Origin of the sequence: uncultured Campylobacter sp., from assembly GCF_938045205.1 — a bacterium.
Taxonomy (GTDB): domain Bacteria; phylum Campylobacterota; class Campylobacteria; order Campylobacterales; family Campylobacteraceae; genus Campylobacter_B.
This window is the reverse complement of the sequence record NZ_CALIMY010000163.1, coordinates 1-18,348: the sequence shown is the minus strand read 5'-3', so window position 1 is coordinate 18,348 and position 18,348 is coordinate 1. Positions and strand designations below refer to the sequence as shown.

General features: G+C 48.6%; 18 protein-coding genes. 9 read left to right on the top strand and 9 right to left on the bottom strand.

The window, feature by feature from the left end; all coding sequences use genetic code 11:
* Positions 1-407: 407 nt before the first annotated feature.
* The 5 genes from dapE to mobB all read right to left on the bottom strand — a co-directional run bounded on the left by dapE (position 408) and on the right by mobB (position 4,855).
* Entirely contained in the window at positions 408-1,586 is a 1,179-nt protein-coding gene (gene dapE / locus Q0198_RS10260) for a succinyl-diaminopimelate desuccinylase (protein WP_297897787.1), read from the bottom strand.
* 15 nt (positions 1,587-1,601) lie between these two features.
* Complete coding sequence (locus tag Q0198_RS10255) at positions 1,602-2,198, bottom strand: LysE family translocator (protein WP_297897785.1); 597 nt, start codon at positions 2,196-2,198, stop codon at positions 1,602-1,604.
* A gap of 1,101 nt (positions 2,199-3,299) precedes the next feature.
* A complete protein-coding gene (locus tag Q0198_RS10250; protein WP_297897783.1) occupies positions 3,300-3,509 on the bottom strand; it encodes a hypothetical protein in 210 nt (69 codons plus the stop codon).
* Positions 3,509-4,357 carry a class 1 fructose-bisphosphatase gene (locus Q0198_RS10245; protein WP_297897780.1) on the bottom strand — a complete coding sequence of 283 codons (849 nt, stop codon included), beginning with the start codon at positions 4,355-4,357 and terminating at the stop codon, positions 3,509-3,511. The genes Q0198_RS10250 and Q0198_RS10245 overlap by 1 nt, the downstream gene beginning before the upstream one ends.
* Before the next feature lie 9 nt (positions 4,358-4,366).
* Positions 4,367-4,855, bottom strand: coding sequence for a molybdopterin-guanine dinucleotide biosynthesis protein B (gene mobB, locus Q0198_RS10240; protein WP_297897777.1), 489 nt, complete (start codon positions 4,853-4,855; stop codon positions 4,367-4,369).
* 101 nt (positions 4,856-4,956) lie between these two features.
* Between mobB and Q0198_RS10235 the strand changes: the two genes are divergently transcribed.
* The gene (locus Q0198_RS10235) at positions 4,957-5,478 is read left to right on the top strand and encodes a hypothetical protein (protein ID WP_297897774.1); all 522 of its coding nucleotides are present in this window, start codon (positions 4,957-4,959) and stop codon (positions 5,476-5,478) included.
* A gap of 11 nt (positions 5,479-5,489) precedes the next feature.
* Complete coding sequence (locus Q0198_RS10230) at positions 5,490-6,446, top strand: hypothetical protein (protein ID WP_297897770.1); 957 nt, start codon at positions 5,490-5,492, stop codon at positions 6,444-6,446.
* Positions 6,447-6,840: 394 nt separating this feature from the next.
* Here the strand turns inward: Q0198_RS10230 and Q0198_RS10225 are convergent, their stop codons facing one another.
* The 4 genes from Q0198_RS10225 to gltX form a co-directional block, all read right to left on the bottom strand.
* On the bottom strand, positions 6,841-7,083 hold the full coding sequence (locus tag Q0198_RS10225) for a hypothetical protein (RefSeq protein WP_297897767.1): 243 nt from the start codon (positions 7,081-7,083) through the stop codon (positions 6,841-6,843).
* Between the two features lie 181 nt (positions 7,084-7,264).
* Positions 7,265-8,929, bottom strand: coding sequence for a lytic transglycosylase domain-containing protein (locus Q0198_RS10220; protein ID WP_297897764.1), 1,665 nt, complete (start codon positions 8,927-8,929; stop codon positions 7,265-7,267).
* Complete coding sequence (locus tag Q0198_RS10215) at positions 8,926-9,222, bottom strand: YggT family protein (protein ID WP_297883309.1); 297 nt, start codon at positions 9,220-9,222, stop codon at positions 8,926-8,928. The genes Q0198_RS10220 and Q0198_RS10215 overlap by 4 nt, the downstream gene beginning before the upstream one ends.
* Entirely contained in the window at positions 9,209-10,525 is a 1,317-nt protein-coding gene (gltX, locus tag Q0198_RS10210) for a glutamate--tRNA ligase (RefSeq protein ID WP_297897761.1), read from the bottom strand. The genes Q0198_RS10215 and gltX overlap by 14 nt, the downstream gene beginning before the upstream one ends.
* A 114-nt stretch (positions 10,526-10,639) precedes the next feature.
* On the opposite strand from gltX, the gene mscL reads away from it, so the two are divergent.
* The 7 genes from mscL to Q0198_RS10175 all read left to right on the top strand — a co-directional run bounded on the left by mscL (position 10,640) and on the right by Q0198_RS10175 (position 18,245).
* The gene (gene mscL / locus Q0198_RS10205; protein ID WP_297897758.1) at positions 10,640-11,044 is read left to right on the top strand and encodes a large-conductance mechanosensitive channel protein MscL; all 405 of its coding nucleotides are present in this window, start codon (positions 10,640-10,642) and stop codon (positions 11,042-11,044) included.
* Positions 11,045-11,053: 9 nt separating this feature from the next.
* Entirely contained in the window at positions 11,054-11,692 is a 639-nt protein-coding gene (locus tag Q0198_RS10200; protein ID WP_297897755.1) for a Crp/Fnr family transcriptional regulator, read from the top strand.
* Positions 11,693-11,695: 3 nt separating this feature from the next.
* Positions 11,696-12,823 carry a metallophosphoesterase gene (locus Q0198_RS10195; protein WP_297897753.1) on the top strand — a complete coding sequence of 376 codons (1,128 nt, stop codon included), beginning with the start codon at positions 11,696-11,698 and terminating at the stop codon, positions 12,821-12,823.
* Positions 12,824-13,825, top strand: coding sequence for an archaetidylserine decarboxylase (gene asd, locus Q0198_RS10190; protein ID WP_297897751.1), 1,002 nt, complete (start codon positions 12,824-12,826; stop codon positions 13,823-13,825).
* 82 nt (positions 13,826-13,907) lie between these two features.
* On the top strand, positions 13,908-14,390 hold the full coding sequence (locus Q0198_RS10185) for a prepilin-type N-terminal cleavage/methylation domain-containing protein (protein WP_297897748.1): 483 nt from the start codon (positions 13,908-13,910) through the stop codon (positions 14,388-14,390).
* 4 nt (positions 14,391-14,394) lie between these two features.
* Entirely contained in the window at positions 14,395-17,202 is a 2,808-nt protein-coding gene (priA, locus tag Q0198_RS10180; RefSeq protein ID WP_297897745.1) for a primosomal protein N', read from the top strand.
* Positions 17,203-17,321: 119 nt separating this feature from the next.
* Positions 17,322-18,245 (top strand): hypothetical protein, encoded by a 924-nt coding sequence (locus tag Q0198_RS10175; RefSeq protein WP_297897742.1) that lies wholly within the window; start codon positions 17,322-17,324, stop codon positions 18,243-18,245.
* Positions 18,246-18,348 lie beyond the last annotated feature (103 nt).

Here is an 18,348-nt window from a genome sequence, read left to right as displayed (position 1 = left end):
GCTGCTAGAGACACCTAGCGAAGATGGAATTTTGCGCGAAGAGAGCGAGGGAAATTTGCGCAAAGACCGCGCTATTTGCTGAAATTCGCGCAAAAGCAGTATTCTTTTAAAAAATTCCTAGCAGCGGTAGCGTTCGTCGGCGAAGCTCGCCTTTGAGGCGGTGGCGTTTTGCTAGGGTTTCTTGCGAAAGCGACGTTGCATAGCAAAGTAATTGTAAAAGCGGCGAGCGTGCTGTAGATAAAATTCTTCTTAGCAAAAGCGGCGTAGCAGGGCAAAATTTCTACGCAATACGCGCGGCAAAGATAAAATTTGCCAAGCAACTACGAGCGAAAACCCGGCAAATTCAGCAAAGCTTGGCAGAACGAAGAATTTTTATCAAATCTACGCAACTTTGCCAAATTCCTAAATTAGCCGAAATTTTCTATCAGATCGCTAAAAATTTTAGTTAAATTTTCGACGTCGTTAATCTCTACTCGTTCATTGATCTGATGGATAGTGTCGTTTCGCACGCCAAACTCCGCCGTCTCCACGCCGAACTCCGCGAAGTATCTCGCGTCGCTCGTGCCGCCTGCGGTGTTTAGCTCGGCTGCTGCGCCGCAGATCTTCTGCACGCTAGCGCTTAGTTTTTGCACGATTTTGGAGTTTCGTTGAGTTAAAAAAGACTTTGAGGAGCTTTTTAGCGCAAGGTGTAGCGACGCGCCTGCTCGCAGCTGCGCGGTGCAGCTCATTTCTAGCTTGCCGCAGGATTCGCTTTCGCTGCATAGCGCATCTTTTGCGTCCAGTTCAAATAACACCAGTACATAGTCTCGCACGTCTTCTAGCCCCAGCCCTACGCCGCCGCGTACGTTAAACATCACGCGTACGTCCTTGGGTGTTACGTTTACTACCTGCGAACCGCCGCGAATGTCGGTGATGACTATCTTGGCTGGAGCGAAATCATCGCTGCCAGCGTCCAGATCATGCCCCGCGAGGCTTGCTAGCACCGGCGCTAAAATGTGGACAGGATTGATGCATTTATCTGGGTAGGCTGCGTGCCCGCCGATACCCGTGAGTGTGAGGATGCCGTTAATCGAGCCGCGACGGCCGATCTTAATGGTATCGCCGAAGCGCACTTCGCATGTAGGCTCCGCAACGACTGCGAAGTCGGGTAGGGCACCTTGCTCGCGCAATTTAGAAAGCATTTCGCGCGTGCCGTAGATGCCGTCGCCCTCCTCATCGCTGGTTAGCAGCAGGCTAAGTGTGCCGTCAAAGCTCTGCGCGGATGCAAGCGCGCAGATCGCCGCTGCGATGCCACTTTTCATATCCTGCGCGCCGCGCCCGTATAAAAAACCCTCCGCTTCCACCGGCTTAAACGGATCGCTCGCCCAGCCCTCGCCCGGCGGCACGACGTCGATGTGCCCGGCAAAGCACAGATGCGGACCCTGTCCGAAGCACTTGGTAAAAATCGCGTTAGTTACGCCGTTTAGCTCGAATCTATCCTCGCTAAAGTCCGCCAGCAGCATTGAGACGTAGTTGAAAGCTCCGTCGTCGCTAGGTGTGAGCGAGCGGAATTTGATGAGCTCTTTTAGAATTTCAATCGGTTTCATAAGCCTTCCTTTGGTTTAAATTTTAGCAAAAATTATAGCGTATAAAAGCTTTAGCGCAAAAAATACCAAAATAAACGCCGAGATATATGCAAATGCCCGCACTACAATGTTTGGAAGCTTGCTGCGGGCTAGATATATCGCAAGCGGAAAAAGCGTGATCCAAGCTAAGATTCCGCTTGCAAGCCCCGCAAGGGCAAGCGCGAAATCTGCTCGCGCGGTGCCGGCAGATACGCTGAGCCAAAACACAATGACGTATGGATTTAGTAAATTTATTAAAAAGCCTTTGCCGTAAAGCGCCGCGCCTGAGCAAGCCTCGACGCTTGCAGGTTGCGCCGAGCTAGTCGCGCCATGCCAGATCGCGTACGCCGTGTAGAGCAAAAAGCACGCGCCAAATACCGATACGCAGGTAAAAACGATCGGGATTTTAGCTAACTGCGATATGCCAAACGCCGATAGCACTAGATACAGCATATCCGCGCTCATGGCCCCGAGGCCCAGGCACAGCGCCTTGGTGTAGCTTCGCAGCGCGTAGGACATTATCAGTACGTTTACCGGGCCGATCGGCACGCTAACGCCCAGCCCCATCAAAACCCCTTGTACGAACGGTTGCATCCCTCTGCTTGTACTCCCCAATCTGCTATAAAATTTCGGCACGCGGCATTGCGAAAAAACCTATGGGCGCGGCTTTACGAATAGGTCGATGACGCACAGCTTCGCGAATGGACCGATCCTAAAATTCCGCGCGATCGCCGATCGATTTTTAAATTTAACGCAATCGCCGCCGTAATGCGCCTTGGCTTTAAAATTTTAACGCGCGTAGTCGCATGCATCTCAACTTTGAAATTTTAGCATGCACGGCTCGCGACACACTTGCTTACTGAGCTTTGGCTGGCTCTGAAATTCTGATACCGAGCATTGCGTGCGCCAGAGCATTTAAATTTAACGCGTGCGATTGCCTGCGCTTTGGCTTTGAAATTTTAACGAGCGCTTCGCACGGCACGCATGCTCGCCGAGCTTTAAATTTAGCTTTTAAATTTTAACGCACGGATCGTGGTTTAAATTTGCGTTTTAAATTTACGGCTTAAATTTTGCGAGGCAAAATCCGCCGTCTCGCCTGCATTGTGAAATTTCGAGCCAAATTTCGCAAGGCAAAATTTAAACCGGCGAAAGATCGGTGACGAACGGCGGCTAGCGCAAGTCGGTAAGTTTTAGTCGCGTAAATTTAAAGATTGCGGCGATAAAATTTAACCCGCCGAAATTTTACTTTGCGTAATTTCGCGCGTCCGCGCTTATAAACGGCTCACGATCGCAGATAAAATTTTGCGAAGCGAAATTTCGCGCTTTAAAATTTTATCCGTAAATTTTAAAATCCAGCCGCAGCGTCTAAAATTTGACCGATCGCCCGCTTCAAATTTAGCCACGCATTTGAAATTTAACCGTGCCCGCAATTTAAATTTTATCGGCCGCCGCAAACCTAGCCCACAAAATAGACGCGCCGCAGAGCATATCTCGCCACGACGCCAAATCGCGCCGTAAATTTTACTGTTTCGCAGCGGAGCAAATTTTACACTGCAAAGCAAGAACCTGCGCGCCGCCGGATTAAATCTGCGTCGCAGAGCAAATTCCACGCCGCAGCCATCTTCGTGAAAATCCTGCGCCGCAAGAGCTTTGAGCAGCCGGTTTCATAGAATTTCGCGATCGCAATAGCTAAATTTAAAACGAAAAATCCCCCGTCGCGCCGTGCGACATGCTCTCATAAACCGCCTTGACGTATTTGTCGCGCACCACGCAATCCAGCAGCTTCTCGCACTCCAGGCAGCTGGTGAGGTTGTGTTCCGCCTGGCACGCCTGCAGCGCGGCTAAGCTTTTATCCAAAATTTCGTCGTAAACGTCGCGCGGCGCGGTGTTTTCGGTATCAACCATCAGTTTTTCCCGCCGTAAATTTCATGCATCTTCGCGATCTCATACTTCGAGCCAAAAAAGCAAGGGGTGCTTTGGTGGATTTTCTCGATTTTAAGCTGCAAAAGCGAGCCATTCGCGCCGTCGCTGGTGGCGCCTCCGGCGCGCTCGAAGATGAACGCAAACGGCAGCACTTCGAATGTTACGCGAAGCTTGCCGTGCGGATGATCGCTGGTAGCGGGGTAGCTGAAAAGTCCGCCGCCTTTTAATAAAATTTGATGCAGGTCGCTTACCATCGCGCCGCTGTATCGCAGGCGGTAGCCCTCGTCAAACAGCGCCCGCACGAGCTTTCGGTGCGGTTCGCTCCAACCCTTTTGCGTCGCACCCGTGGCGTTTAGTTTGCCTTTTTGCTGTAGGCGCAGATCTTTTACAAAGCTAAATTTACCCTCGCGATTTAGGCGATAAAGCTTCGGCTCGTCCTCGCAAACGACCATCTCAAGGCGCGGTCCGTAGATGCAATAGATCGCCGCTTTTAAGTTTGCGGGCGAAATTTCATCCTCGTAGATGCCGAAAATCGAGCCCACGGCAAAATTTACGTCCACCAAGCTCGAGCCGTCGAGTGGATCGTAAGCGACGATTAGGCGCGCATCCTTTCGAAGCTCTAACGCTTCCTCTTTTTCCTCGCTGATTAGGGCGCGTACGAGCGGATTTTTGCGAAATTCCGCCTCGATTATGGCGTCGCTTTTTACGTCGAGTTTGAGCTGCGTATCGCCCGTGCTGTTGTGATGATCGGTGTAGCCGAAGTCCGCGTATTTCAGCTCCTCGGCGATTTGTAGCGCGATATTTTGGATTGATTTTACGATCTCTTGCATTTTATTCCTTTACATTTTTTTGGCGTTTTTTAAGATCCATTCGCTAATGCCCGCAGCGTCGTCGATGTCGAAATTTACGCGGCAAAACTTATCCATCTGCTCGCCGCTTAAATTTGAAGCGATCGCGTCCGAAAATGGTAGATACGCCTCATCGATCCTGTCGCGAAACAGGCTTATGCGCGGCAGCGGCAGCGTCTTTAACCCCTCTACGAGCAGGATATCGAAGTCTCCGAGCATCCGCACGACTTCGTCAATCTGCATACAGCGCTGTGAAAAATAGCTCGTCCGCGTCGGGCTCATCACGACGGTCTCGGCGCCGAGCTCGCTAAATTTGGCGCTGTCCTTGCCCTCTACGTCAAAGCGCGCCTTATCGCCCGGATCGTGCTTTACGATCGCAGTCCGTAGCCCGCTAGCGATAAAAATTTTAGCGATCTTGCAAATTAGCGTCGTTTTGCCGCTGTTGGAAGGGCCTGAAAATGCGATAGCAAGTCTTTTCATTTTTAGAATCCGGCTTTTTAAGATGAGCAGATTGTAGCGAATTTAGCCTTTTAAAAAGCAAAATTCGTTAGAATGCGCCTAAAATTTCAAAGGAAAGATCGATGAATAAATTTGATTTTAGCGGCGCGCTAAACGGCCTGCTAAAGGGCTTGCTCCTAGCCGCACTAGCGCTATTTTTAAACTCCTGCTCCGCAAACGATCCCCGTCACGATCCGCTTAAAAACGAGTTTCTTGCTTATACGCAAAAATTTGAATCGGTGCGCGCGGGCGATCGATATTTGGGAGTGGCGACCTATCTGAATCCCGTCGCGCCCGAGCTTAGAAATACCGCGGAGGACGAGGTGTTTTTACTCACCTCCTATCCTAAAGAGATTCAGATCCGCGCGGTACAGATCAACGGCGCAAACGCAAACGTAGTGCCGCTGAGCGATGGCGATCCGCTTTTACAAAAGGAGCTTTTTAAGATCGCGTGGGCGAGCCGCTACAAGATCACCGCGCCTAAGAGCGATAAGGACGAGCTGGTGCTTAGCTACCGCACCTCAAATGGTCTGGGCGCCACGATGAAATTTCGTAAAGTTTCAAAGTCGCTGTATTGGCAGCCGCAGATCGATCTGAAAGATTAAAAGGAGAGAGGGTGGGTTACGACATAAGCTATCACGCGATCGGCAAAGATGAAATTTCGCAGTGGTATTTTGAGCCGCTAAAGCTCGCGCAAAAGGGCGATTTTGAGGCTATCGCTAAAATAGCGCGCGAAGCGGGGATAGATGAATTTTACGCAGAAAAATACGCGGACGGCTTCCGCTCGGCGCTGCAGTACGGCACGCAGAGGATTTTTAATAAAACGCACGGATTTCACCTCGCCGTGGCGCAGGGCTATTTTAGAGAGTATTTTTACACGCGCGGCACGGCGTTTAGCTTTTTGGCGGCGCAAAGCTCTAAATTTAAACCCTACACAAGCGATTGGCGCGAGGTTTTGCCGGCGGAATTTTTAGCGGAATTTAGCGGCGAAATTCACAACGAGATCGTCGAAAACTATTGCTGCGGCGCGTATCTAAACGCCGCTGGCGTGCAAAATTTATTGCGCGATTATGAGGCGGGCGGCGAGGTTAAATCCGCCGTAGATGAGTTTTATGCGCAGAATTTGCCCGTGTTTTTAAAGGCGCTAAATTTGGCGCGCGAGCTTGAAGTGGGACTACTTGAGGCTACCGAAGTGGTTGAGCCCAATCCGATTGATCTTAATAGGTCCGAGTCGTTTTCAAATCTTTTTAATTGTGATACGCAGGGCGCGCTGATCTACGCGGAAATCGCCGCACAGCAGATCGGCGAGGCGATAGAGCGTAGCAATACAGGCGGAGGCGTTAGGATGGTCAGAGATAATTTTGCCTCGCGCGACGCCAATGCGACGGGCGGCGACAGTGCAATGGAAGCGGATGGCGGCGCAATGAAGGCAAACGGCGAGAATTCCATTCCGTGCAGCGGCGATACGATAGAAGGCGGCAGTGAGAATTCCGCCACAGAAGATCATGAAGACGAAACCTCCGCAGGCGGTGAGAAGTCACTTTTCGGCAAGATCAAAGGGCTTTTTAAATAGCAATTTGATCGCTAAATTTTAAAAGGGCTTGCGGAGTCGCACGATTAAATCACGATTCAATCATCTCGCGCTTACAGGCCCCGCGCCGTTAAATTTAACTAAAACGGCGCAGGGGAGGCAAGCGTAAATTTAAAATTTAAAACTTGCCGAAATTTAAACGGCGACCTGAATATCCGAAGTTACGAAATTTTAAATTGCCGCAAGCAGGCCGTAAAAACAGCTAAATTTAAACCTGCCGCAGCCTTTGCGGCGGGTAAGCTACGGATGGTTTATCTGTTTAATTCCATGGCCGAAAACGCTCGATTTTGATTTCATGCCACTTAAAATTCTACGCTTGGGCGCTAATTTAATCGCTCGCAAAACGCCGCGATAAAATTTCAATAAATTTTAGATTTTAGAGCTCGTCGCCCCAGAAATAAAGCTCGAAAAAAGCAAGCGCGAATATAAAAAACAATATCAGCGCCGCGCCGCCCGCTCGGACGTAGCTATCGTCCCACACGCCGAATTGCACGCAATACGCAAACGCCATAAAAAACAGGCAAGCCGCTAAATTTGCGGAGCGCTTCTTTTCGTCTTTCAATGACGATACGCACAAAACGGCGGCTACTACAAGAACTACGGTCGCGATAATTTGCATGGCGCGCCGCCTTTCATGCAGGGCGGGAAAGAGCCCTTATTGGGCATTAAGTGATAGAATTTCGCCGTTTTGATCTGCCCGTCTAGGCTCTTGGCGGGCAAATTTTGCGCTTTTGAGGCGGCGGTTTTTAAAATTCCTCGCTCGCCGCCTCTTAAAATCATCCTTCAAGCCCGCCGCCGGCTTAGCGGAAGCTGTCGCTTCTGCTCGGTACCAGCAGATCTTGCAGCTCCTGCTGCACCGAGACTTTCGCGCGCGGATCTAGGATCTGCGAGTAGATGATGAAGTTTGCGAGTACCTTTTTACCGTAGTCCCTGCTCTCGGCATACGGCACGAGCTCCATACTAAGCCACGGCTCAAATTTGCCCTTATTAAACATATCGCCGCGCTGAAGCATCTTTTTGACGAGCCCGAGCCCGCCGTTGTAAGCGTATGCGATGAAAACCGGGCTATAAATTTTGCGCTCCAGCCAGTCGATATGGATGTTGGCGAAGCGGTAAGCGACTTCCGGGCGGAACATATCGTCTTGATCGAAGCCGTCGATTTTGAGTTGCTTTTTGCCGATCTCGTTAGCCAAAAACGGCATAAATTGCATCATTCCAAGTGCATACGACGTAGATACCGATGCGGGCACGAAGCGGCTTTCTTGGCGTGCGAGTGCCAAAATTAGCGCCTTGCGGCGATTGTCACCGTCACCGATGTATTCCATAAACGGCGTCGGATAGAAGTTGTCCTTGCCGCCGCTTGCTTTATTCATGATGTATGAGTACTCGCCGATGCTTTGCTTGGTGTCGAATTTTTTTGCAAATTCTAAAAGCTGCTCGCGAGACATTCTATCGGCGCTATTTTTCGTGCGAACCCAAGCGAAAGGATCGGTGATATCGTAGCCTTCGATGGAATTTTTAGCAGGGTTTGGGATGATGATGTTTAAATTCCTATCCCCTAAGACCTCCTTAGCATAAAGCGCGTAGAGGCTGTAATAATCGCTGCTAGCAAGCTGGTGCAAGACGTTTTGATCTCCATTTAGCAGGTAGATCCAAAATTTCGCATTGTGCACGTCGTGAGGCTTCTCAAAGCTCGCTGCTGCGCGGCTAAAAAATGCAAGCGCAGCCCCTTCATCGCCCTGCATTACGGCATTTACGCCCAGCATAAACGCTACGTCCTTCTCCGCGGTTAGCGGATCGACGCCCGTGAGCGAGCGGCGCAAGTGCGGGTATTTGCGGTTGATTAGCGCGTCGTTGAGAACCGCTTTGAAGCCTTTTTGCGAAGCCAGTTCGCTTACGAAGGCTGCGTCGGCGTCGATGTCGATTAGAGCGTCTTTGCCCGCACCTTTTAAGTAGTCGTAATATAAAAAGTAGTTTTGCGCGTTGCGGCTCTGCATAAAATACTCGCTCGGATTTTCGTCGTTAAATCCGCGCAGTAAATTTACGGCGTTTCTACTTGCCGCGTCTTGGTAGCTTTGTAGCTGCGAAGCGAGCGTCTCGCGTACCGACGGGCTTAGCTTGGCGATGAAATTTGGATAGGAGCGCGCCTTTTTGCAGGTTAAATTTGCATCTAAAATATTCGCCGCCGTTACTCCTGCGCAGCGATCCGGACGCTTAGGAGGGCGAATGGCGCCGAAAATTCTATCTAGCTTCTCTTTTAGTTTGCCTTTGTAGCGAAAGATACTTTGTTTTAAAATTTTAATCTCCGCTTTGTTGTATTTCGTCTCATCTATTAGGCGATAGATGTAATAGTCCTTGGCTAGGGATTTTGGCTCGTTTTTGATCTCCTCGTAGCTTAAAATTTTACCGCTACTTACGGCGCACAGCAGTCCTAAAACAAGGCTAAATTTCAGAAATATTTTCAAATGACCGTCCTATTGATGATATAGATTATCGCGCTATCAAAGAAGTTAAGCACGAGTAGGATAAGAAGCGGCGAAAGATCAAATCCGCCGAAAGTCGTAGGCAGATAGCGGCGCACCAATGCAAACGCAGGCTCCGTAAGCGCAGAGATCGCGCGGACGATTTTATAAAATTTACCGAACGGATTTGGGCGGATGAAACTCAAAACGCAGGCGACGAAAATTAGCATCATATAAGCTTGAATCACGTAGTGAATACTCACTAAAATGCCGTAAAATACGCTATTTAGTAGCATCGAGTATCTCCTTTAAATCGGCGCAGATCAGCGGATACAGCTCGCTAAGCTCCGGCCCGTGCGGCGCGCCGGCCAGTAAAAACCTAAGCGGCATAAACAGGCTCTTGCCTTTTAAATTTGTAGCCTGCGAAAGCGCCGCTTTGAAATCATTAAATTCCGCGCTTGCGCCGTTTGAGCTTAATAAATTTAAGATCGCCTCTCGTAGCGCCTGCGCCTGCGTCGCCCACTCCTGTGGGATATCTTTCGCGCCGTAGATCGCTGCGATCTTTTCTTTAATTTGCGGGATAAGGCTCGCTTCTTGAGTGTAAAATTTTATCAAAGGCGCAAATTTCGGCTCAAGCTCAAAAAGCTCCGCTAGGCGCTGCTCGCTCGCTCTTTTGATATGCTCGCGGTTTATAAAGGCGAGTTTGTCCTCGTCAAATTTCGCCGGGCTTTTTGAAATTTTAGCGATGTCGAAAAACTCCACCGCCTCATCCATACTAAAGACCTCGCGCGGCGTTTTGTTGCCCAGCAGGATCAGATAGTTCGCGATCGCCTCGGGTAGGTAGCCGCTTTGAAGCAGCCATTTTACCGAGGAGCTATCCTCGCGCTTGCTCATCTTTTTGCCTTCGGAATTTAATATGATCGGCAGGTGCGCGTATTTGATCTCGCCCTCGTAGCCGAGGCTTTGGCGGATCCAGTTTTGCTTCGGGGTGTTTGATACGTGATCTTCGCCGCGGATTACGAAGCTTACGCCCTGCATCATATCGTCGCAGGCGCAGGCGAAGTTATAAGTTGGCGTCTTGTCCGCGCGCATAATGACGAAGCTGTCGATATTCTGCGGCTCAAATGTGATACGACCTTTGATCGCGTCGGTAAATTCCAGCGCGTGATCAGGCTTTTTAAGGCGAATAGTAAAGGGCTTCTCGCTGCTTAGAACTTCTTCGTCGCTTAAATGCTCGCAGTGCCCGTCGTAGCGATACGCCTCTCCCGCGTCTTTGGCGGCTTGCTTTTTCGCCTCAAGCTCCTCCTCGCTACAAAAACAGCAAAACGCCTTTTTCTCGGCGAGCAGCTTGGCAGCAAACTGCTGATGAAATTTTAAATTTTTGCTTTGATAATACAGGCTCTGCCATTCAATGCCGAAGCGCTTTAAAATTTCGATGATCTCTTGATCTTTGCCTTCGATATTGCGCGCAGTGTCGGTATCCTCGATGCGTAAAATAAAGCCGCTTTTATCCTGCAGCGAGCAGATATAGTTAAAAATAGCCGCGCGTAAATTTCCGATATGCATATCGCCGGTGGGCGACGGAGCGAAGCGATACAATTTAGGTCCTTTGGGTTTAAATTTAAGCTGGGATTATACTTTTTACTTCCTGATAAAAAGCAAAAACAAAGCAAAAATAGGCTAATATCGGCGCATTTTATTTAAGGAGACAATATGAGTTTCATTCAGGAATTCAAAGAATTTGCAATGAAAGGCAACGTCATCGATATGGCGGTGGGCGTCGTCATCGGCGGGGCTTTCGGCAAGATCGTAACCTCGCTCGTAAGCGACATCATGATGCCGGTTTTAGGACTTCTTACGGGAGGCATGAATTTTACCGATCTTAAGATCGTGCTAAAAGAAGCGGTGGGGCAGACCCCGGCCGTTACGATAAACTACGGCTCGTTTATCCAAGTAACGGTCGATTTTATAATCATCGCGTTTTGTATATTCTGCGCGATCAAGGCGATCAATAAGCTTAAAAAGCCTGCCGAGCCTGCGCCAGAGCCTGCCGCACCTGCCGAGCCTAGCGAAGAGATTAAACTTCTTACCGAGATAAGAGACCTGCTTAAAAAATAGGTCGCGGCGATGCTTGAGAGAATTCCTTATTTTAAAGCTCTAAGCACAGCGCAAATCAATCGTTTGGAGCAGATTAGCATCCATAAAAGCTACAAAAAGGGCGAAATTTTGTTTTTCGAGGGCGAGCGCTCGCAGTATCTATTAATCCTGCTAAAAGGGATTTTAAAAATCTATAAAACCTCCGCAAAGGGGCGTGAGATCCATATGCGCGAGATCCGCCCCATCTCGCTCGTGGCGGAGATGGTAAATTTCGAAGAGACGAGCTATCCTGCAAGCGGCGTGTTTTCGACAAACGGCGAGGTGCTAAAGATCGATTATGAAAAATTTAAAAACGAGTTTATGAGCGATCCAAAGATTTGCCTGGAGCTTTTAAAATCGATGTCTGAGAAGATCCGTGCGCTAAATGCGGTCTTTGATAATCAAGTCGTGCTTAACTGCGACGGCAAGATCGCTAAGTTTATCAGCGAGAATTTTGATATTTTCATGAGCACGAAATACACCAGAATAGCTAAAATTCTAAATGTCACCCCCGAGACATTCTCGCGCACGATCACTAAATTTAAAAAGAGCGGTGCGCTAATTTTGGACGATAAGCAAGAAATCACGGGCTTTGATAAAGATAAGCTGGATGAGTATATCCAAGGCTAGAGTTTGAAAAGCGCCTATATTTTTCCGATCGTCGGCACCGTTTTATTTCTGTTTTTTAATCTTTACGTCTACAGATCGATCAGCGCGCGCTTTACGCCATATAAAGGCTTCGCTACGTTTCGCCCTGCCCTGATTTTGCTTTGCGTAGCTTTAGCGATTTTAGATGCGATATTTTTTGTGGGTTTTGGGCTTAATGGAAGCTTTAAAAACGAGCTACTCTATAAACTATGTGTATTTTGCATGGCGGCGTCCTTTTCGCTCTTTTTTATCTGCCTTGCTTACGATGTGCTAAGCGCAGCCGCGCATGTGGTTAAATTTAGCGAAAACAGGCGGAAATTTTTAAAAACCTTTATAGACGTAACCTTTGTAATAATGGCGTTTAGCTATATTTTTAAGGGGCTTTATAATGCACTAAAAATTCCAAAAATCACCGAGCGCGAAATAAAAATCAAAAACTTAGCTCGCGAGCCAAGTTTTGCCGTCATCTCGGACGTGCATCTGGGTGAGTTTTTGAAAAAGGAATTTTTGCAAGGCGTCGTAGCGCAGATAAACTCGCTAAATTATGACGCGCTGCTGATCGTGGGCGATATGTTTGATCTACGCTCGGATGAACTCGGGGATATTTTGCAGCCCCTTGAGGCGATTAAAAAACCTATCTTTTTCGTCACGGGCAACCACGAGTATTACCGCGGCGACGCAAGCGGACTTATCGCGGCGATGCAAAAAGCGGGCGTGCGCGTGCTGCAAAACGAAAGCGTGGAATTTGAGGGGCTAAATTTAATGGGCGTGCACGATCTTAGCGGCTTTCGCTTCGGATACATGCAGCCCGATCTAAACGCTGCGCTAGCGCAGGCAAACCCCGATAAACCAAAAATTTTACTCGCGCATCAGCCCAAATACGTCGTGGACTTCGTGCGCGACGAGGTCGATCTGTGTATCTGCGGGCACACGCACGCGGGGCAAATTTTTCCGTGGACGCTTTTGGTGCTGCTTAGCCAGAAGTATCTTTACGGGCTGTATAACGACGGGCTGAAGCAAATTTACGTAAGCAGCGGCGTAGGGTTTTGGGGCCCGCCGATAAGGGTCTTTGCCGATGCAGAGATCGCGCTGCTTAAGCTTAGAAAGGCATAGATGAGAAGTTTTATTTCGAGGATTTTTGGGGTTATCGCCGCGGTAAAATTCCCCAAATTTATACAAAATTTTATCAACCGCAAATATGTAGAATTTTTTAAAATCGATATGAGCGAATTTGATCCGCCGCAAAGCTACGTGAGCCTAAACGCGCTTTTTACCCGCCGCTTGCTGTGTCCGCGCGAGATAGCGACGGACGAGCGAGCCTTCATAAGCCCTAGCGACGGCGTGATCTTTGAGAGCGGATGCTGCGCCGATATGCGAGCTTTTAGCGTAAAAGGCTGCGAATACAGCCTTAGCGAGCTGCTGGGGCGCACGTTTACGGCAAGCGAAAGCGGCGGAGCGGTTAAAAATTTAGATGACGGGGCGGGCGCCGCGCAAGTGAAAATCATAAGCGGCGAAAACGGCGCAACTTATGTCGCGAGCGGCGTGCGAGCTGAAATTTATAGCGATAAAAGCGGTGCGAACCGCGAAACGAGCGCAGAGGACGCCCAAGGCGGCGAAAATACAAAGGGCGTAAATTTAAGCTACGCAAACATCTATCTAAGTCCGCGCGATTATCATCATTATCACGCGCCGTGCGATCTAAGCGTGCTGCAGGCGCTTTACATACCCGCTGATCTCTACAGCGTGGCGAAGAAATTTTTACTTAAGATTCCAAACCTCTACGCCAAAAACGAGCGCGTAATTTTGAAGTGCAAAATGCCTAGCCGCGGGATTTTGTGGATGGTTTTCGTGGGTGCTTTAAACGTCGGCAAGATGAGATTTGATTTCGATGCGCGAATACAAACGAATGCATGCGCAAGTAGAGCTGAGGCGCTTTACGAATATGAAAATTTAAACTTCAAAAAGGGCGATCATTTGGGAAATTTCGAGCTGGGCTCAACGATCGTACTCGTAGCGCAAAGCGAGTTTTTGAAATTTGAAACCCCGACTGATACGTCCGTAAAATTCGGACAAAAAATCGCAGAATTTAATGAAATTTCACAAAATTCCATTTAAAATGCAGGATTTTTTCTTTAACTAAAATTAATTTTATTTAAATTTGGCTATAATCATCTCACTTTAAATCAAAGGATTTAACATGAAAAATTTAAAAGCTTTTACGATGATAGAGCTTGTTTTCGTCATCGTCGTTTTAGGTATTTTGGCGGGCATCGCGGTGCCTAGATTAGCCGCTACGCGCGATGATGCTACGATCGCTAAGATGCGTGGGGATATCGCTGCTATTAGAAGCGGACTTTCGCTAGTTAGAAGCGAGAACATGATGAGAGGTGTGACTACGTGGCCTGGTCTAGAAGCTAACCCTGATGTGGCCGGTACGCTTTTTGAAGGTGTTTTGCAGCAGCCCATCTATCCTATGAGAGCTGGTGGCAGAAACGGCTGGAGCTTAGTTACAAATGGTAATGCTAATGCTACATCCACATATACAGCTACCGTTGCCGGTCAATCAACTACTTTTAATTACTATCCGACTGCTGATTCTAGACCTGCAGGCTCAAGGGCTAATGTAGGTTCGTTCGACTGCAATCATCAAGAGCCTCTTTGTCAATCCTTAGCTCAATAGCTAAATGCTCTATTATGAAGTTGCGGTTTTGGGCGCCAGCCTAAAGCCGCTTACTTATAGTTCAAATTTTAAAATCCCAACTTATCAAATCGTATCCGTTCCCATAAAATCGAGCGTCAAATCCGCCGTGATCCTGCGCGAGGTTGCAAAGCCGAGCTTCAAAACTAAGGGAATTTTAGAGATTTCGCAGCTTAAATTTAGCCCGTTTCAGATCGCACTTGCCAATTTTATCGCGTACTACTATGTCTGCGAAAAGGGCGTTGCATTTGGGATTTTCGAGCCTGCGAGCGATACGGCGCAGGATTTGCGGAATTCGCAGGAGGATCCTACGACCGAGCGGAATTGCGCTTGCGAGCAAATTTCCGTTAGTAAGCCAACCTCCGCTTGCAAGCAAACTTCTACCCGCGAACAAAATTTTATTTCCGAGCAGAATTCCATCACCGCACAAAATTCTGTGCTCGACGATGATTTTAGTGCCACACACAATTTCGCCTCAATCCAAAATTCTGAATTGACGAAAAATTCTACTACCGCAGAAAATTCTGTTACCGTCATAAATTCCGCCACTGCGCCGAATTCCACGCAAAAGCAAAATTTGAAGCAGGCTCCAAATTCTACCTCGCAAAATTTGGCGTTAAATTCTACCGCCGCGCAGAATTCTATCCAAGAGCGGGACTTTGTCAATGAACTAAATTCCGCCTCAATTCAAAATTTCGCATTGATTCAAAATTCTGCCGCCATGAAGACCGCCATAAATTTTGCTGCCGTTCCTGATCCTGCGCACAAACAAAATTTAGCTATCGCGCAAAATTCGATCCAAGAGCAGGATTTTACCGAGAGAGAGAATTCCATTTTGATTCAAAATTCTACTTCAGCGCAAAATTCCATCTCAATTCAAAATCCCGAGATCGTGCAAACTCCCACCTCGCCGCTATCCCCGCTTCAAATAGGTAAAATTCCAAGCCTCACCCCCGCGCAGGAGCAAGCGCGTAAATTTGCCGAAGCTAATGGGGCGTCGCTGATTTTCGGCGATACGGGCAGCGGTAAGAGTGAAATTTATATCGCGCTGATCGCGCAGGCGCTCGCTGCAGGCAAGCAGGCGCTGTTTTTGATGCCTGAGATTTCGCTAACGCCGCAGATGACGAAGCGGCTACAGAGCTATTTCGGCGAGCGGCTCGGCGTCTGGCACTCCAAAATTTCGCCCAAAAAAAAGCGTGAAATTTTAGCGAAATTTAACGCAGGTGAGATCAGGCTTATCGCGGGCGCCCGCTCAGCGCTATTTTTGCCCTTTAGCGATCTAGGCCTCATCGTCGTGGATGAGGAGCACGACGACAGCTACAAATCCGCCGCCGCACCGCGCTTAAATGCCCGTGATGCCGCGATTTTCGTCGGCAAGAAGCTTGGCATTCGCGTGGTTTTGGGCTCCGCGACGCCCGCGCTTAGCACCTATGCGAAGCAGCCGCACTTCCGTCTGCGCGGTACCTATTTTAGCAGTGCCAAGCGTTTCATTTTCGATGAGAGCGAGACGGGGCTGAGCCCCAAAATTTTAACCGAGATCGGGCGTAGCCTCGAAGCCGGCAAGCAGGCGGTCGTGTTTTTGCCGACGCGCGCGAACTACAAATATATGGTCTGCGAAAACTGCGGGCAGATCGTGCGCTGTCCGTTTTGCGCCGTCGGGATGAGCTATCACGCGGACGCTGCAGCGCTAAAGTGCCATTACTGCGGCTTTAGCACGTTTTACAGGGCGTCTTGCGAAAATTGCGGCGGCGAGGTGATGCAGGCGCGCAAGATCGGTACGGGCGAGCTCGCGGCACAGCTTGCGGCGCGTTTCCCAAGCGCCCGCATCGCAAAATTTGATCGCGACGAGATCACCACGCAGCGCAAGCTCGAGGCGCTGCTAAATAACTTTAACGCCCATAAAATCGACATTTTGGTAGGCACGCAGATGCTTAGCAAGGGGCACGATTACCATGGCGTCGATCTTGCGGTGATAATGGGGATTGACGAGCATTTGAGCTATCCCGATTTCAGGGCGCGTGAAAAGACGTTAGCGCTTGCGATGCAGGTGGCTGGCCGCGCGGGTCGCTCAGGGCAGGGCAGGGTCGTCATACAGACGCGCCAGAGCAGCTTTTTTAGGGATTATATCGAAAACTACGATGATTTTTTGCGCGACGAGGCGGAGTTTCGAGAGGGGCTCTATCCGCCGTATATGCGGCTTTTGCGCGTGCTGATCTCGCATAAAAATGAAAAAGCAGCGAGCGAGATAATGAATGTCGCGCTTGAGCTTTTGCGCCGCAAACAGGCGGGAGATAGCGCGTTTGCATCGCATGACGGGCTGGACGCGAGGCAAGCAAATTTAAGCGCTTTAAATTTACAAAATTCTGCGCAGCAGAGCGGCAAGCAAATATCAAATTTTAAATTTCAAAGCTCGGATCTGTGCGGGGACGATGTAAATTTAAACCGCCAAAAAAACGCTTCAAATTTGAAAAATAATGCGCAAATTTCAGCTCGCTACATGGACGGGGATGTGGACAGCGTAAATTTAAAGCCTGAAAGAAACGAGATCGCGCAAAATTTTATAAATTTATCGGCCGAAAATCTTGCCGGAAATTCCGCGCAGTATTTGAAAGAGAAAGCGAGCGAGAGCTTTGAGATCATTGGCTACGGTAAGGCGTGTATCACCTATATCGCGTCGAAATTTCGTTTTGAAATTCTGCTGCGCGCCAGCTCGCACGTGCCGCTGATCAACGCCGCGCGCGCGCTTGAGCATCTGCCCGTCGAGATCGATATGGATCCCGTAAACTTCGGCTAGACGGAGCTTTTAAAATTCGAGCGAAATTTTATTCGTCGCGGACGCTTTTTTGCAGCGTTTGTTTGCGGAACGGGCTAAAAAAGAGTGGCAAAATTTCGGGTAAAATTTAAGGAGACGATTTGAGCGATAATTTAGATGAGCTAAGAGAAGCCTTACGCGGAAGTCATGCAAAGGCGCCTCGCAGATCGCAGACAGATAGCGACAAGCCTGATGCTTGCGATCTAAATTTAAAACCGGATTTAAAACTAGATGGCTCGGAGCTTGTAGATGATAGTGCAGAAACATATACCTACAAAGATGCGAGCCTTTCGAGCAAGGATCAAACCATAATCATAGATTATGACAGAGCTCCATTAATCATCACGGATCATCTCTATCGCGATTACGTTAAATATCAATTCCCCGCGATGTGCTGTGCATTTTTAATATTTTTGTTTTTTGCCGTCATCGTGGTGGGTCCGCCAGAGCTAGGTGTATTGCAAATGTTTATCCTAGTGCCCTTGCCGCTCATAGAGGCGGCTAGGCGCGAGGGCGAAGCATATTTCGTGATGACAAGCTCCGCCGTCGCGTATTATAAAAAGGGCGAAATTGTGAAATTTTTTGAGCTACAAAAGATCGGTGCGATGGCGGTTAGCTTCGATTGCAGATGGAATTGGAGGCAGCAAATGCCGTTAGTCCTTAAGATCGTTATCGCCGTTTGGGTTTTACTCGCGCTTAAGTTTGGCGGAGACGACGAAAGCGTGAGTGTTAATATTAGAAATATAGTTTGTATTTTTACTATGGTACTTACCCTGCTTTACGGCTCTAAGATATTTATGCATCTACATAATGGCAGCCTTAGATTTTTCGGCATTCACGATCAGCTCGTGCTATATAAAGAAAACGCCAACGTCGATATAATGAATATTTTGATGGCAAACAAAGATGAATACGTGCAGCTACGGGAGTATTTCTTAGCCGTGCTAAACGTTGATATAAACGAGCTACGGCGCACGATGTCGGTTTTCGATGAAAAGATAGAGTTTAAGAAATTTAAATTCTAAATCGGTGCGCTTGAGGGTTTGTTCGCAGGAATAAATACATACTCTATGAGTTTGGCTAGGTCGCGCAGTTAAGCTAATTTTATTCACATAAATTTTACCCTCG

Bases quoted from the DNA above. Each gene is read 5' to 3' on its own strand.
- priA (WP_297897745.1), top strand. From the start codon at position 14,395: ATGCTCTATTATGAAGTTGCGGTTTTGGGCGCCAGCCTAAAGCCGCTT.
- Q0198_RS10235 (WP_297897774.1), top strand. From the start codon at position 4,957: ATGAATAAATTTGATTTTAGCGGCGCGCTAAACGGCCTGCTAAAGGGC.
- Q0198_RS10215 (WP_297883309.1), bottom strand. From the start codon at position 9,222: ATGCTACTAAATAGCGTATTTTACGGCATTTTAGTGAGTATTCACTAC.
- Q0198_RS10200 (WP_297897755.1), top strand. From the start codon at position 11,054: ATGCTTGAGAGAATTCCTTATTTTAAAGCTCTAAGCACAGCGCAAATC.
- Q0198_RS10245 (WP_297897780.1), bottom strand. From the start codon at position 4,357: ATGCAAGAGATCGTAAAATCAATCCAAAATATCGCGCTACAAATCGCC.
- mscL (WP_297897758.1), top strand. From the start codon at position 10,640: ATGAGTTTCATTCAGGAATTCAAAGAATTTGCAATGAAAGGCAACGTC.
- Q0198_RS10225 (WP_297897767.1), bottom strand. From the start codon at position 7,083: ATGCAAATTATCGCGACCGTAGTTCTTGTAGTAGCCGCCGTTTTGTGC.
- Q0198_RS10250 (WP_297897783.1), bottom strand. From the start codon at position 3,509: ATGGTTGATACCGAAAACACCGCGCCGCGCGACGTTTACGACGAAATT.
- Q0198_RS10185 (WP_297897748.1), top strand. From the start codon at position 13,908: ATGAAAAATTTAAAAGCTTTTACGATGATAGAGCTTGTTTTCGTCATC.
- dapE (WP_297897787.1), bottom strand. From the start codon at position 1,586: ATGAAACCGATTGAAATTCTAAAAGAGCTCATCAAATTCCGCTCGCTC.
- asd (WP_297897751.1), top strand. From the start codon at position 12,824: ATGAGAAGTTTTATTTCGAGGATTTTTGGGGTTATCGCCGCGGTAAAA.
- Q0198_RS10255 (WP_297897785.1), bottom strand. From the start codon at position 2,198: ATGCAACCGTTCGTACAAGGGGTTTTGATGGGGCTGGGCGTTAGCGTG.
- mobB (WP_297897777.1), bottom strand. From the start codon at position 4,855: ATGAAAAGACTTGCTATCGCATTTTCAGGCCCTTCCAACAGCGGCAAA.